The sequence below is a fragment of the Scytonema sp. HK-05 genome (genome assembly GCF_963872035.1).
Taxonomy (GTDB): domain Bacteria; phylum Cyanobacteriota; class Cyanobacteriia; order Cyanobacteriales; family Nostocaceae; genus Kalymmatonema.
On the sequence record NZ_CAWMYC010000024.1, the window covers coordinates 29,378 to 43,521 of the forward strand.

Sequence of the window (14,144 nt, forward strand, 5' to 3'; positions counted from 1 at the left end):
TGCAGCTAGTAGCTTAAATTGAGCGTAAGCGAAACCGAACAAATCCTCAACCATGTCCAAACCCAAAGTCTTCATCACTCGTCGCCTTCCCACCAAGTTAGAGCAACTGCAACAGATTGCTACCATTGAAGTCTGGGAAGAACGCCAACCGCCTCCCTATAAAGTTTTACTAAAAAAGGTCAAAACAATTGATGGTTTGCTGTGCTTGCTGACAGACCAGATTGATCAGCAACTGATAGAAGCAGCTGGAAGCTCTTTTAAAGTTATTAGCCAAATGGCAGTTGGATACGACAATATTGATATTCCTGCCGCTACTGCACGGAAGATACCAGTTGGTCATACCCCTGGTGTGTTAACAGATGCGACTGCTGACTTGACTTGGGCGTTACTCATGGCGGCTGCACGGCGAGTGGTAGAAGCAGACCGATTTGCTCGTGGGGGTCAGTGGCGGACGTGGGAACCAAATTTGTTATTGGGACCGAACATCACAGGTGCGACTTTAGGGATTGTCGGTTTTGGGCGCATTGGTCAGGCGATCGCTCGTCGTGCTAAAGGATTTGATATGAAAATTTTTTATACTAGCAGACACAGATGTGACCAGGAGTTAGAAAAACTTTTAGGTGTGGAATTTACTACGTTTGAACGTCTGCTGCAAGAGTCTGATTTTGTGACAATTCATACACCTTTGTTAGACGAAACTTATCATCTTTTTGGCGATCGCCAGTTTGAATTGATGAAGCAGTCTGCCATTGTCATCAATACAGCGCGGGGAGCAATTATAGACCCAGAAGCATTATACACAGCGCTTACGAGTGGTCAAATTGCAGGTGCTGCCATAGATGTCACTGACCCAGAACCGATACCAACTGATAGTCCCTTACTGAGCTTAGATAACCTGATTATTACACCTCATATTGGCAGTGCCAGCCTTCAAACACGAGAAAAAATGGCAAACATGGCGATCGCTAATCTCATTGCTGGGTTGAAGGGGGAGCGATTGCCCAATTGTATCAATCCGGAAGTCTATTAATAGTATCTAGATGTAAATTCAAAGAGCTTCATACAATTTAACAATCTATAGCAATCCTAATTCAATCGTGAAAATCTCCGCTTTCTCTTTCCTCTGTGTTCTCTGCGTCCTCTGCGGTTCAAAAAAATCAATTTAACAAATCATGTAGCATTGCTATATTTTTTAGGAATTGCTGCTAGTAAACGACATCTTCGTAAAGCTCCGCGATCGTTCCTTCAAACTTAATACTGTGTAGTCGAAATGATTTATTTTCTGCTGTATAAGATTGCAAAACCCACAGCCCTTCATCATTACGACGGAAACACTCGACTCGCTGACGTTTAGTGTTAATTAAAACATACTCTTGGAGACTTTCTAAAGTTTGGTAATCCGCGAATTTGTCTCCTCGATCAAAGGCTTCAGTAGAGTCAGATAAAACTTCGACAATTAAACAGGGAAATCTTTTATACGCAGGAGTTTCTTGATCTCGTTGGTCGCAAGTCACCATCACATCGGGATAGTAATATCGATTTAGAGATTCGATACGTGCTTTCATGTCGGCGATGTAAACACGACAGCCTGAGCCACGCACATGATTACGCAGGAGAGCAAACAGGTTACCCGCAATGGTAACGTGGGAGTCAAGCGCTCCAGCCATTGCGTAGATGTAGCCGTCAATGTATTCATGTTTGATGTCGCTGTGTTCCTCCATTCGGAGGTATTCGTCAGGGGTGAGATAGATTTCAGGTGAAGTAACCATATTTGAGACCTCAAGTGTGAAGTACCCACTACTATAAACGGTACTGAATTTTAGTGGTGAGTACTTCACCGAGCACTATTAAAAAAGAACCAGGGATGAAAAATCCCTGGTACTAACACACCCAAATGAGTCAACCTTGTTTTTTGGCTTGAGTTGATGTCATTTATTGTAGTAGCAGACTAAGCTACTACCATTTGTGTCGAATATGTTCGTAAATCTCCACGTATTCCTCTCCTGGGTGGTTCCAAGAGTAGTCATACTCCATACCCTGAAGGGCAAGTTTGCGGAACTCTTCTGGATTGTTGTACCACAACTTCAAAGCACGTTCCATTGCCGACTCAAAGGCAGCATAATCTGACTGGTAGAACACATAGCCATTGCGTTCTTCCGGAGGCTTATTCTGGTCGTAGTCTCGGTCAAACACCGTATTGACTAGCCCACCGACTCCTCGAACTACGGGTACAGTGCCATACCTCAGCCCAATCATCTGGGTTAACCCACAAGGTTCGTAATTGCTAGGGACAATAATCATATCTGCCCCTGCATAAATCAGGTGGGATAATTCTTCGTTAAAGCCAAGTTCTAAATGAACATCCGGATTATCGTTCAAAAAGTTTTTCTCATGGCGGAAATGGGCATTGATTCCTGATTCTGTTGCTGAACCCAACAGCACAAATTGCGCTCCATTCTGGAGGGCGTAATAAATTGCGTGATGGACAAGATGAACGCCTTTTTGCTCATCTAAACGACCAATGAAAGCAATGACTGGCTTATCAACATCCTGCAATAGCAGGCGATCGCGTAAGGCTTTTTTGTTCTTTGCCTTTTCTTCAAAATCGTCCTTACTATAAGGATAGGCGATGTAGCGGTCTATTTCAGGATTCCAAAAATCATAATCAATGCCGTTGAGTACACCAGTGAATTTATCCTGGTATAAGTGCAAGCTATGACCCAATCCATAGCCAATGTCAGTGCAACGAGCTTCCCAAGCATGATGTGGCGAAACTGTCGTCACAGCATTGGAGTAAACAATGCCCCCTTTCATAAAGTTCAGGGCAAAAGGATTGAAGTTGTCTTGCAGCTTATCATACTGGAAGTAGTAAGACTCCCGGTTTAAATTCGTTGCCCTGAGAGTATCGACACCGGCAAACCCTTGATGCTTAAAGTTGTGGATGGTGTAGCAAACCCGTTGGTACTCCATGCCATGATATTTGTAGATTTCATAGAGCATGACTGGAACCAAACCCGTCTGCCAATCATGGCAATGGATAACATCAGGTCGTTTGTTGCTTTGAAGCAGAAATTCCAAAGCGGCTTTGCTAAAGAAGGCAAACCGCATATTGTCATCGCCGCAACCGTAGTAGCAGCCCCGATTGAAGAAATTATCTCCTGAGTGGGGTTCAATAAAGAAACACAGCCGTCCGTGTACCCAGCCACAATAGACTGAACAGTGAATTGCAGCGCCATACCAGGGTACCCACAAGTTCATGAAGGCGTCATGAAGCCCCCAAATGTGGTCGTAGCGCATGCAATCGTACATCGGCAGAATGATTTCGACGGTATGCCCCCGGATTTCTAATTCTCTACTGAGTCCGTAAACGACATCGCCTAAACCTCCAGCTTTGATGACAGGAGCGCACTCCGAGGCAATTTGTACGATGTACATCTTTATCCTCGCTTAATAAAAATTTACTTTTATTATCTTTTCTATCATTACAGAAAAGATGTATCCATTGGCAAGTCTCGTACCGTCTATTAGGTACAAATCTTAGGACATGAGGTGGTTTGTATCAGATATTACTAAAATTTTTTAACCAAAAGCTTTTCAAAATTAGAAAATAATGTAAAAATATATCTTAAGCTAGATGTCAGAATATATCTTCAGCTAAATTGACAAATCTTGTTAAGCCTAGTAAAAGCACTTAAATCCAATATAATCTGTATGGAGAGTAAACTCAAGGAACTGATTGGTCAGCCTAATGTTTGGCTTTTCGTCAAAAGCAGTAACGGCTGGTTAAAGAACGTAGAAATCTTAGATGTCAATTTGGACACTGTAACATTTCGTTATGAACATGAATCCGAGGCAGAGAACAGGGTTTGGGAAAAGACCACTCGGATTGACAATATTGCAGAGATTGAAGTTCGTCTTTTAACACTACCTAGGGGCGATAAGCAAGTACAAGAAATTAAAAATAGACTTTCCAAGCTGCTAGAGCAGGAGGAAAGATAAAAATTATAAGGTGTTCGTCTAACTGCATTTGTCTGCTGGTACACCGTTTGCTACTGTTGAACCAGCAACCTATGCAGTGTGTGCGGTTGATAGGTTGGCGAATCAAAGTGCAGGAGTGATTGCAGTGAGTTGAGATTACGCAGCCACCACATGATCTAGCTGCGATTCACACTGTTGGAAAATGTAGTTAACGGCACCAAAGAGTGATATTTTGGGTAAAAGTATTAAGTGCTTTAGACAACGGAGGAAACACGACGCGAGCGATTTTAATCGCAGTCAAGGTAACTCTATTAACTTTATTATTTCTGTGATTAATTCTGTTGGTTCTACAGGCTTCATCAGGTAAGCTTCAAACCCAGACATGAAAGCAAGATCACGTCCTTCTTGTATGTCCATAGCTGTTACAGCGATCGCCCGAATCGCTCCCAGGGGAGGATCAAGCGTTCTGACTCTGCGAATTAAGGAATAGCCATCAACTTCTGGCATAGCAATATCACTAATCAAGAGATTCGGTTCAAATTGTCTTATAACCTGTAAAGCTTCTACTGCCGATGCTGCCGTCATCACTTGGATACCAGCGCTTTCAAGAATAAAAGCGATTAAATTACAGTTATCGGCATCATCATCGACGACAACTACCCGTAACCCTTCTAAAGGCTGAAAATCATCTATATCGTCCTCGGGATGAAAATTTTCAGAATCGTTTGACACGATAATATCGTCTCCTCATTGCTTACTCAATTAGGGGGAAGTCCTACTGGGAGCTAGGTACGAACTAGCTACTCAGTGGGCGTTTAAATTGATGAGTGATGAAATCAAGCTTTAAAAGCAGTAGTCTTATTTCGTGTGAAGCATCTGCCACTTCCACAAAACCCTTAAGTAATTTGAGGATTTTAGCGGTTAACGGTTGGTTAATTTGGTTAATATTGAGGCGGCTGGAAAAGCTTAATTTAGCTGTCCCAAACATTGAGTAGCTCACAGATAGCTCTAATCTTTATAAAGCTGTGCGGTTGGATGGAGCGAGCGAAGCGTTTTTCCGGTGCGCCCTACACCAGTCAGCCTTTTACTTCTTATTACACTACCACAGGACTCGAAGGAGCGCTGTCAGTAGCAAACAACGAGAAATGTACGGATAGCCTGTCTTTGCTAAAACGCAACGAAATGATTATTTTTTTAGGAGCTTAAAAACCTAATACCACCATCATCTAAAAAACTAGAGTGCCATGCCAAAATGCGATCGCCGTAAAGCGATCGCATTTTTCTTATATGCTAATACCAAGTTGCAGTCATAGAGACAAGTTGTCATGCTGAGCGTAACGGTAGTGAAGCGAAGCATCTTGCAAGATTCTTCCCTATGCCTGCGGCACGCACTCGCGTTCGGTCAGAATGACATGTTTGAACGCAACTTGGTATAACTACCAAAATTTAACCTATTGCTTGCACACTCGAACAAATGTAAACCAAACTGCTGCGAAAGCTCTTCACAAACCTTAACCCCTCGAACACTGTTAGCGCGTGAATCGAGTAGTGGAGAAAACACTCCAATTCCCATCTTATCTGGTATAACAGCGATAATTCCGCCAGAAATTCCACTTTTTGCCGGAATACCAATTTTATATGCCCATTCGCCTGCAAAATTATACATTCCACAGGTGTACATCACACTCAGAATGTCTTTAACGTAACGGCTATCCACGGCTTGTTTTCCTGTAATCGGGTTGATACCCTTGTTCGCTAAGGTAGCCGCCATCACTGCTAAATCATGGCAACTCACCATGACAGAACACTGTTGGAAGTAAAGGTCTAGCGCCTCATCGATATTTTGGTCAATCATGCCAAAATTGAGCATTAAGTGTGCCATTGCACGGTTACGATGTCCTGTGAGGCGTTCTGAGGTAAATACTGAAATATCAACGAACACATTGTGGCCAGTGTATCGTTGGAACATATCCAGCATCCGGTTGAGACGTTCGGTTACATCCGACCCTTTGATTAAGCTTGTGGTTGCGATCGCCCCCGCATTGACCATTGGGTTGTATGGTCGCTTCGATTTCTCATCGAGGACAATTGCGTTAAATGCGTCTCCTGTCGGTTCTACACCTACTCTTGTCAAAAGATAATCTCGTCCATGATCCTCAAGCGCCAGTCCGTAAACAAACACTTTGGAAATCGATTGAATCGTAAATAGCTGATTGTAGTCCCCAACTTCGTAAACATCGCCATTGACGGTAGCGATACAAATGCTGAACAAGTCTGGATTGACTTTTGCTAGTTCAGGAATGTAGTTTGCTACAGTTCCATCCCTTAAGGACTGGTACTTTGAATGCAAGTCCTCAACAAAAGATTGAAATTGTGAATCTTCTTGCTTTGCCATGAAGCTGACAGTTGAGTGTGAAAAATTACGCTTTTTCTTCTATCCTTGACAAATTTTGATGTATTCGATTTGCATACGCGAATCTAGTTAATATTCTGCTCAGGGATTTTGCTTGGACGGTAAAAATTATTCATGCAAGTAACATCTAGCCTCCTGTTTTGTCACTTTAGACAGTATGTAATTTATTTTACTAAATTTTAAATAAGGTTTAACAAGTATGCATATTATGAGTCATCTAATATCCAGCTAGTTAAAAATTATAATGATTTTAAAGTTAACTTGAATACTGCTGTCATGTTTGAAGCGAAAACTGGGTCATTGCTTGCAAACAAACCCTGAAAAAGGGCTTAAAAGCTAGTACTTAGCAAAGGATACTTAACATATAGTTTATATCTAGTTATCAAAATCACTAAAAATATTGATTTTGTGTTTAAACTTATTGTTCAAGTAGAACTACTGGAAATTAAGTGAAAGTATGGTAGTATAAGCCGCTGTTGAAAGCAGATACCATTAATTCTCTTTATAGACAAGCGCGTACGCTACCCTGAACAATTTAATTACCAAATATTGTTAGGTTTTAATAATAAAATTTTTAATCAAACAAAAAACTGTTACACAGCCAAAAAGCTCTTTTGAGTAAGGTTTTGGGCTTAAAAAGTGAGTTTGAATTTGATAAATTTACCAAGGATTACGCTAGATCCCCGATCCCCAACGCTATAAGTTCGTGGTAGTCTGTTGCAGTTAAAAGCAAAAAGTGAAAGCAGAACGAGTTGGAGTTTTAGGGATATGTCACTCATCAGTGGTGCAAAATCCCGCCAATTATGGAACTTTTGTTCTTCAGTCGCTTTAATATCGGACGCATGAATCAAAAACATTTGTGGACTGTTGTCGCTCTATTTTCTACTGTTCTTGGGATACCGTCAGTAGGTCGCGCTCAGACGGCCAAGAAAACGGCTCCATCTTCGCTACCTATTGCCTCTGGTGATGTGGTGAAAGTAGGAGAGTATAAATCCCCAGCAGAGAACCCTGCTTCAGATGCTGCTGTGATGACTGAAATTCATACTCATCAAGTGGCAGGGCGTCAGGCGGCAACGCTCTATATTCGCAACATCCCCGTTCTTACCTTTGTTGGTGACAAGTCAGTTGCCAGTTCAGAGACAAAAATGGGTGCATTTGGTAACGAGAACGGCGCACAGCTTGTCAGTACAAATGCAAGCAGCCCAACGAAGGTAGCATCAATTGGGGCAAGCGTGGATATTAATAACCAGGCTAACTCTACCAAAGATGACCCAGTTCAGAGGGCAACAGTTGTAGCAGCTAGGATAAACCAGCTGATCTGGGACAAGGTGGACGCCAGCAAGATTACAGTCAGTTGGAAAGCAGGAGGCGAATCCACAGCCAATGAGAGCCAGCAGAAAAACAACCAACTTGGTGAGCAACCGCCACAAGGTCGCTATATCATCAAGGCAAATGGCGAAGAAATCGTGGAAATCGATGGCGATACACGGCTTGCAGATACAACCAATGATCGAGCAAAAGATGCACTGCAAGCAACAAATCGCTTGCGCAGACTCATAGGCAATGCATCTCCCATGAACGAAATTGCCAATTTACCCCAGCAATCATCGCCAATATCTCTACCAAATTTGCCACAACAGATTGCCGGACAAGTGATAGCCAGCGCTAAAGGTATGGCTTCTTATTACGGATATGATGGTTCTGGCAATCGTACCGCCACCGGTGAGAGGTTTAATCCAGAAGGATTAACAGCTGCCCATCGCCACTTACCCTTTGGTACGCGAGTCCGCGTTACCAACACCCGCAATGGTCGTTCTGTAGTGGTGCGGATTAATGACAGAGGACCCTTCATTCGTGGTCGAATTATTGACCTTTCTGTTGCCGCCGCACGGATTTTGGGAATGATGGGCAGTGGCGTTGCACCAGTGCGGGTAGAAATCCTGGGTAGGTAGAATTCGTAATTCGTAATTCGTCCCACTCGTTAGTAATTACGAATTACGAATTATCAATTACGAATTATCCTCGTTCCCCTAGTTGCTGGTCTCTTCCTCGCTTTCAGATATAAACTAACGGGGAGAGCTAGAGAAAACTAGGGGTATTTTTGTGCGCCTGTTGAGAACAGTCGCAGCTTTACGCTGCTATTTAGCTAAACACCGTTTTGAAAACCAGCTTGTGGATCAAGCGCAGCCGTTGCCATTTGAGGTGACTGGTAGATCAAAGACAGCAGTTGGTTTGGTTCCGACAATGGGAGCGTTGCACGAAGGTCATTTAAACTTGATTCAACGGGCGCGGCACGAAAATGCCACGGTGATTGTGAGTATCTTCGTTAATCCGCTGCAATTTGCTCCAAACGAAGATTACCAACGCTATCCTCGCACTTTTGACCAGGACGAATTACTTTGTGAACAAGCAGGGGTAGATGCAATTTTTGCTCCTACTCCGGAAGAGGTAGGAGTTGCCGAGAAGAATATACAAGAATTAAAAGTTACACAAGTTATCCCACCATCTGCTATGATATCTGGCTTGTGTGGTCGTTCTCGGCTGGGTCACTTTCAGGGTGTAGCGACGATTGTGACTAAGCTTTTCAACTTAGTACAGCCTGATCGAGCCTACTTTGGTCAAAAGGACGGTCAGCAGCTTGCCATTATTAAACGGCTAGTCGCTGATTTGAATTTTCCAATCGAAATTGTTGCTTGTCCTACGGTGCGAGAAGCATCTGGTCTTGCCATAAGTTCTCGCAACCAATATTTGACCGCAACACAAAAGCAGCAAGCAGCAGTGTTGTATGGCGGCTTGCTGAAAGCGCAAGCGGCGTTCAAAGCAGGAGAACGCGATGCAAAAGCGCTTATAGCAGTGGTGCAGCAAGAAGTGGCAATGGTTAGTTCTGTCTTAGTGGAATATATTGAGTTGGTTGAACCAAATACGTTGATGCTTATAGAAGAAAAAATTCAGGAGGAAGGAATGCTCGCGATCGCCGCTCGCCTAGGTTCTACACGTTTGATTGATAATACTATTCTGCGCGATCGCAAGCCGATCATCGCTATAGATGGACCAGCAGGAGCTGGAAAATCCACTGTTGCTCGTCAAGTAGCGGCAAACCTAGGTTTAGTGTATTTAGATTCAGGAGCAATGTACCGCGCTGTCACTTGGCTGGTACTGCAAAAGGGAATTGCCCTTGACGATGAGTGTGCGATCGCTGAATTAGCCAACGGGTGTGTCATTGAACTGACTCCTACCGAGAACTTGCAATCACCGATGCGGGTTTGGATTAATGGGACTGATGTTACACAAGCAATCCGCACTCTAGAGGTGACATCTAAAGTCTCAGCAGTAGCAGCACAGACCGCCGTGCGTCAAGCACTGGTTAAACAACAGCATAGCTGGGGGAAAAAAGGTGGTTTGGTTGCAGAAGGACGGGATATAGGTACTCACGTATTCCCTGATGCCGAACTGAAAATCTTTCTAACCGCTTCTGTCAGTGAACGTGCACGTCGCCGCATGCAAGACTTTAAAAAACAGGGTCAACCTGAAGTGAGTTTAGAGCAGATGGAAAAGGACATCGCTGAACGCGACTGGAAAGACACCACGCGTAAAGTTTCCCCCTTAAAAAAAGCACCAGATGCTGTTGAAATTAAAACTGATGGTTTGAGCGTTTCTGAAGTCACAGAACAAATTGTTGACTATTACCAGCAGCGATTATCTCAATAGTTTGCCCCTGCTGTTCATTTTCAACCGAATGCCACAAATATTAAAAGCCCGGTTTCTTAGAAATCGGGTTTATTCAACTGATTGTAGCATATTACAAAACTAGGGGAGTAAGGGTGTGGGGGGGGGAAGAAAATCATGGGCGGGGTGGTTCGGTCGCCCACTAAGAAAAAAAGATTTGTATCAACCCTTGTAGGCGCGTTTCGACAAGAGAGAAGTTGCAAGGAGGAGCGCTAGCGATGCAGGCAGGTTTCCCACGCCCAGGTGACTGGCGTTGGTTTCCCTCCGGGCAAACTTCGGAGCGTCGTTGTTTCAATCCCACGTTCAAAAAGTCGCCCCTATACCCCTATACCCCTACACCCCTTTGAACCATCCCCACTAAAAATACTCTACATGGGCGCTTTGACAGGCAGTTGTTAAAATCAGGTTTAGATTGTGCGTGACTTCTTGAATAAAGTGATAGAGTATTCTCAGTTTTAGACCAATTGTGTCTAAAGCCACTAAGTGCATCGAAGTCCCAAGCATTGCTAAACCGTGTAAACTTGATCTGCAAAACATTGACAACCGCCTAAGACGATGAAACCATCTGCAAAATTCGACTTTGAGGACGAGAAGTACAACGCACCAGCTTCTCAAGTACTCCCTTGGTGTCAGATGATTAATCCTCGCTATGGCACAAATGGCTTACAACCTCACGGTTTGGCAATTAAGCTGGATAACGCCCACGCTGTGGGCTTTCAGCCCGATGACAATTGGCAGCAAATGGAGCATGAATTTAGCTCCGGAGTCGAAACGGTGTATATGACCACCACTCCACGGTTAGTCGTAGTCCGTCGGGGACCGTTATCTGTCAAAGACCGGGAAACTGGAGTAAAATTGGGTACACTCAAAGACAATTACGATGCTTTTTTAGCAGACAAACTTAAATTTAAAACATTTACTCGCTATTTAATTTATTTAGTAGGAGAAGATAAAAATTTCTTACATGAATTACCGCTACAGCTTACTGTAAATGGAGCAGCCGGAGCAAGTTTCAGTAAAGCTTACTGTGAATACCAACAAGGTAGGGTCACTGGTGGGTTCCTTGCTGAACTAGAAAAGGCTTATGCTGGATACCGCAAGCAGCCTCTCACACCAAAAGGTGCGCTATTCCACGCCCACGGGATTTTCTCCCCCATTATTAACTGTGAAGAAAGAGGAATTGAACCGAATATAGTTTTAGTAGCTTCAACTGTGGACTATAAACATCCCACAGTCGCCACCTTAACACAGTACCTGATTGGTTCCGACTCGCAAGAGTCTGAAATTATCTGTAAGACTTTTGAAGAGCATAAGGACTTTGGTAAGGAAACGATGAAACCAGAAACACCTCGGATGGAGATGGCGGGGGTTTCTAGTTCCTACGTTTACCCTGATGAAGATGATTATCCACCATATTAACAGTTACCAGTTATCAGTTATCAGTTATCAGTTTCATCCGCAGGGTTTAAGTCCCCCACCAATTGGACCAGAGAGCGTTGGTGGTGAGCCACTGCGGTCTTGGGGTTTCCCCAAGTAGAGCAAGTGGCGTTCGCGAAGCGTCTCCGAAGGAGATACCCGGAGGGCGGGTTTAAATCCCCCACCATAGCAGGCGTCACTGGTCACTGTTCACTGTTTTAAGTAATTCAAAATTCAAAGATTCCCGACTTCTTAAAGAAGTCGGGAATCTTGTTGTTCACCAATGATTTAAGATTGCTATATTCTATGCAAAAATATCAACAGAAGGTCGTAACTGGGCGCAAACTGAGAAAGCTTGGTGAATGTCATTCCTCAAAAAGTTGTCAAATAGTCTTTCATCTACTTGTTTCTCATCATTCAATGCAGTGAAAGCCTGTTGGCATAATACATAATCAAATCGTGGTGCCCATTTTCTAGCTCCAAGCCGTGCTGTGATAGAGCAATTGTCAACCATAAAAGCAACTCCTTTTTGATGCATATAAGGGTTTAGAGAATCCACAGCTTCAATGATGGATTCATTGACAATTTCAGAATAAAGATGTCCCTTTTCCTTCAGTAAGTCTACTTGAGCCATCATAGTAGCGATATAAACTCCAGCAGTGACAGGATGAATGGCAAATTTTTCGGGTTGTCTATTGGCACGAACATTAATGCCAACTTGCCACATTTGTGTGCCGTCAATTTTTCCTATAGGGTAACGGTGATGACGATGAGTTGCTTGAATGACGCTGCGAATTTCGTTTCCAGAAGCAACTTCATCATAAATTTCCATTAAAATTTCAAAGGCTGGATGATAAGCAGCACAGTAAGCTTTCTTAAAGGTTTCTTTGTCTGCATGATTTAGAGATTCATAAACAGATAAGATTCCGTTTTTAGAAATCATCCTGGTGATTGTTCCTGTGAGCAACTCTACAGAATTTACATAAGCTGCTTCCTGAGAGTATTCATGATGAAGAAACCAGCGATATAAACTTTCTACAATGCCGTGAACTGCTCCCAGAAGGATTCCTCTTTCTCCAAAAATGTCAGACTTATATTCTGATTCAAGAGTCGTTTGAAATATTGTCGGAGAACCAATTGCAACTGCCCATCCAAGTGCATAATCTGTTGCTTTTCCATTGACATCCTGATGAATTGCAAAGCTGGAGTTAATCCCTGCTCCGTTAATTTCTTTTCCTTGTTCATAAAGTCGCCTGACTGAAGGTCCCATTCCTTTAGGACAAACAGCAATTACATTAATATTTTCAGGGAAAGATTCACCAATGTTTTTCAAATGTCCGAGCAAAAATCCATGAGACAATCCAAGTGTGGCTCCTGAACGTGTAGCCTCAAAAATCTGCTGGTAATTTTCCGCCTGTGCAGCATCGGAAATGAGAAGAATTGATAAATCTGACTCGGAAATCACTTCATACATTTCTCCTAATGTGTTATTCTCTCTAGTAAATCCATCTTTTTCTACCAATGAAATAGAAGATGAATTTTTCCGAAGACCTACTTTGACTTTAATATTAGTACCTCCCAGAGAATCTCTTAAATTCTGTGCTTGAGCAGGACCTTGAGATGACCAACCAATCACTCCAATTTGATGAATCTCTTCAAAAGCTTTAGGTAAAAGCGGAAAAAGATGGCGTCCTCCTCGAATGATATATTCTTCCCTACCAGCTAAAAGAATCTTCTCTTTTTCAAAAGTATTCGTGCTAAATTCCAAATTCATAGTCAGACTCTCTTCATTGATGAAAGTTTTTACAGGATATTTTTACGGTTTGCATAATAGCAATACACTCTTCAGCACTCACCAAACTCACGCCAATATTCCTTAGCTCTTGCAAACCTCGTTCGTAAACTTGAGATGTGGCATCCGGTATGAAAACGGCTCGAAAATCTCGTTCACTTGCCTCATAAATTGTGGTGCGTGGGCAGTTAGGAAAGTTACATCCGCAAACCACTAAAGTGTTAACGGAAGACTCACGTAAATGTTTTTCAAGAGAGGTTTGATAAAAAGCTCCCCATCTTGATTTGTACATGATCCATTCACGATAACTAATTGATTGAAACGCTCCAGAAATGAGCTTATCTACATCAAGCATGATTTGAGTTGATGGTTTTAATTCGTTTACAAGCTCTACTCCCTCAGTACCAGGTATTGCAGCCTGCTTGCCGTTTATAATGTCTTGTCTGCGACATAAATCAACGTTTGAGCCATCAGGTAGATAAATCCTGACAACATGGATAATTGGTTTACCATTTTGTCTAAATGCTTGGACTAATTGCTGAATATTGGGTATCACTTCCCATGTGCCAGGAATTTCTGCAGAAGCTCCCGGTAGTGCGAAAGAATTTTGCACATCTATAGTAAGCAAAGCAGCATTTTTCCAATCGGGACTAGTGTCGTCTGTCATGAAATTAAATTCCTAAATATTAGCTTTTTTGAATATTTAATGTCTGTAAAAAAGAATTTTTGAAAAAATAACCACAGATGGACACAGATGGACACAGATAATTTATTTCTATTAATGTGTGTGCATTTGTAGTTATAAATAGTTATTCATTA

The 14,144-nt window shown here is 42.6% G+C and carries 13 protein-coding genes; 5 read left to right on the forward strand and 8 right to left on the reverse strand.

Annotated features, from left to right (window positions below):
* The first annotated feature begins 52 nt into the window (after nucleotides 1–52).
* Nucleotides 53–1,030, forward strand: coding sequence for a 2-hydroxyacid dehydrogenase (locus AACT52_RS04635; RefSeq protein WP_073629468.1), 978 nt, complete (start codon nucleotides 53–55; stop codon nucleotides 1,028–1,030).
* 175 nt (nucleotides 1,031–1,205) lie between these two features.
* On the opposite strand, the gene AACT52_RS04640 is transcribed toward AACT52_RS04635, so the two are convergent.
* Nucleotides 1,206–1,769 carry a Uma2 family endonuclease gene (locus tag AACT52_RS04640; protein WP_073629470.1) on the reverse strand — a complete coding sequence of 188 codons (564 nt, stop codon included), beginning with the start codon at nucleotides 1,767–1,769 and terminating at the stop codon, nucleotides 1,206–1,208.
* Between the two features lie 187 nt (nucleotides 1,770–1,956).
* The gene (gene glgA / locus AACT52_RS04645) at nucleotides 1,957–3,435 is read right to left on the reverse strand and encodes a glycogen synthase GlgA (RefSeq protein ID WP_073629472.1); all 1,479 of its coding nucleotides are present in this window, start codon (nucleotides 3,433–3,435) and stop codon (nucleotides 1,957–1,959) included.
* A gap of 276 nt (nucleotides 3,436–3,711) precedes the next feature.
* Between glgA and AACT52_RS04650 the strand changes: the two genes are divergently transcribed.
* Nucleotides 3,712–3,999, forward strand: a complete 288-nt coding sequence (locus tag AACT52_RS04650; RefSeq protein ID WP_073629474.1) for a DUF6679 family protein — start codon at nucleotides 3,712–3,714, stop codon at nucleotides 3,997–3,999.
* 276 nt (nucleotides 4,000–4,275) lie between these two features.
* On the opposite strand, the gene AACT52_RS04655 is transcribed toward AACT52_RS04650, so the two are convergent.
* From AACT52_RS04655 to glsA, 3 genes are all read right to left on the reverse strand, one after another.
* Entirely contained in the window at nucleotides 4,276–4,710 is a 435-nt protein-coding gene (locus AACT52_RS04655; RefSeq protein WP_073629476.1) for a response regulator, read from the reverse strand.
* Nucleotides 4,711–5,212: 502 nt separating this feature from the next.
* Nucleotides 5,213–5,335 (reverse strand): hypothetical protein, encoded by a 123-nt coding sequence (locus tag AACT52_RS41195; RefSeq protein ID WP_272937075.1) that lies wholly within the window; start codon nucleotides 5,333–5,335, stop codon nucleotides 5,213–5,215.
* 45 nt (nucleotides 5,336–5,380) lie between these two features.
* On the reverse strand, nucleotides 5,381–6,373 hold the full coding sequence (glsA, locus tag AACT52_RS04660) for a glutaminase A (RefSeq protein WP_073629480.1): 993 nt from the start codon (nucleotides 6,371–6,373) through the stop codon (nucleotides 5,381–5,383).
* 821 nt (nucleotides 6,374–7,194) lie between these two features.
* Between glsA and AACT52_RS04665 the strand changes: the two genes are divergently transcribed.
* The 3 genes from AACT52_RS04665 to AACT52_RS04675 all read left to right on the forward strand — a co-directional run bounded on the left by AACT52_RS04665 (nucleotide 7,195) and on the right by AACT52_RS04675 (nucleotide 11,536).
* Nucleotides 7,195–8,343 (forward strand): septal ring lytic transglycosylase RlpA family protein, encoded by a 1,149-nt coding sequence (locus AACT52_RS04665; protein WP_073629482.1) that lies wholly within the window; start codon nucleotides 7,195–7,197, stop codon nucleotides 8,341–8,343.
* 151 nt (nucleotides 8,344–8,494) lie between these two features.
* Nucleotides 8,495–10,099, forward strand: a complete 1,605-nt coding sequence (locus tag AACT52_RS04670) for a bifunctional pantoate--beta-alanine ligase/(d)CMP kinase (protein ID WP_073629484.1) — start codon at nucleotides 8,495–8,497, stop codon at nucleotides 10,097–10,099.
* Nucleotides 10,100–10,672: 573 nt separating this feature from the next.
* Nucleotides 10,673–11,536: a DUF5895 domain-containing protein gene (locus AACT52_RS04675; RefSeq protein ID WP_073629486.1), complete on the forward strand. Its 864-nt coding sequence runs from the start codon at nucleotides 10,673–10,675 to the stop codon at nucleotides 11,534–11,536.
* Between the two features lie 33 nt (nucleotides 11,537–11,569).
* On the opposite strand, the gene AACT52_RS04680 is transcribed toward AACT52_RS04675, so the two are convergent.
* The 3 genes from AACT52_RS04680 to AACT52_RS04690 all read right to left on the reverse strand — a co-directional run bounded on the left by AACT52_RS04680 (nucleotide 11,570) and on the right by AACT52_RS04690 (nucleotide 13,992).
* Nucleotides 11,570–11,740: a hypothetical protein gene (locus AACT52_RS04680; protein WP_158054556.1), complete on the reverse strand. Its 171-nt coding sequence runs from the start codon at nucleotides 11,738–11,740 to the stop codon at nucleotides 11,570–11,572.
* A 97-nt stretch (nucleotides 11,741–11,837) separates the two neighbouring features.
* A complete protein-coding gene (locus AACT52_RS04685; protein ID WP_073629488.1) occupies nucleotides 11,838–13,307 on the reverse strand; it encodes a ketol-acid reductoisomerase in 1,470 nt (489 codons plus the stop codon).
* 13 nt (nucleotides 13,308–13,320) lie between these two features.
* Complete coding sequence (locus tag AACT52_RS04690; protein WP_073629490.1) at nucleotides 13,321–13,992, reverse strand: cysteine hydrolase family protein; 672 nt, start codon at nucleotides 13,990–13,992, stop codon at nucleotides 13,321–13,323.
* Between the last annotated feature and the right edge of the window lie 152 nt (nucleotides 13,993–14,144).

Coding starts and splice junctions, on each gene's coding strand:
- AACT52_RS04635 (WP_073629468.1), top strand. CDS start 53: ATGTCCAAACCCAAAGTCTTCATCACTCGTCGCCTTCCCACCAAGTTA.
- AACT52_RS04690 (WP_073629490.1), bottom strand. CDS start 13,992: ATGACAGACGACACTAGTCCCGATTGGAAAAATGCTGCTTTGCTTACT.
- AACT52_RS04665 (WP_073629482.1), top strand. CDS start 7,195: ATGGAACTTTTGTTCTTCAGTCGCTTTAATATCGGACGCATGAATCAA.
- glsA (WP_073629480.1), bottom strand. CDS start 6,373: ATGGCAAAGCAAGAAGATTCACAATTTCAATCTTTTGTTGAGGACTTG.
- AACT52_RS04650 (WP_073629474.1), top strand. CDS start 3,712: ATGGAGAGTAAACTCAAGGAACTGATTGGTCAGCCTAATGTTTGGCTT.
- AACT52_RS04675 (WP_073629486.1), top strand. CDS start 10,673: ATGAAACCATCTGCAAAATTCGACTTTGAGGACGAGAAGTACAACGCA.
- AACT52_RS41195 (WP_272937075.1), bottom strand. CDS start 5,335: ATGCTTCGCTTCACTACCGTTACGCTCAGCATGACAACTTGTCTCTAT.
- AACT52_RS04640 (WP_073629470.1), bottom strand. CDS start 1,769: ATGGTTACTTCACCTGAAATCTATCTCACCCCTGACGAATACCTCCGA.
- AACT52_RS04685 (WP_073629488.1), bottom strand. CDS start 13,307: ATGAATTTGGAATTTAGCACGAATACTTTTGAAAAAGAGAAGATTCTT.
- glgA (WP_073629472.1), bottom strand. CDS start 3,435: ATGTACATCGTACAAATTGCCTCGGAGTGCGCTCCTGTCATCAAAGCT.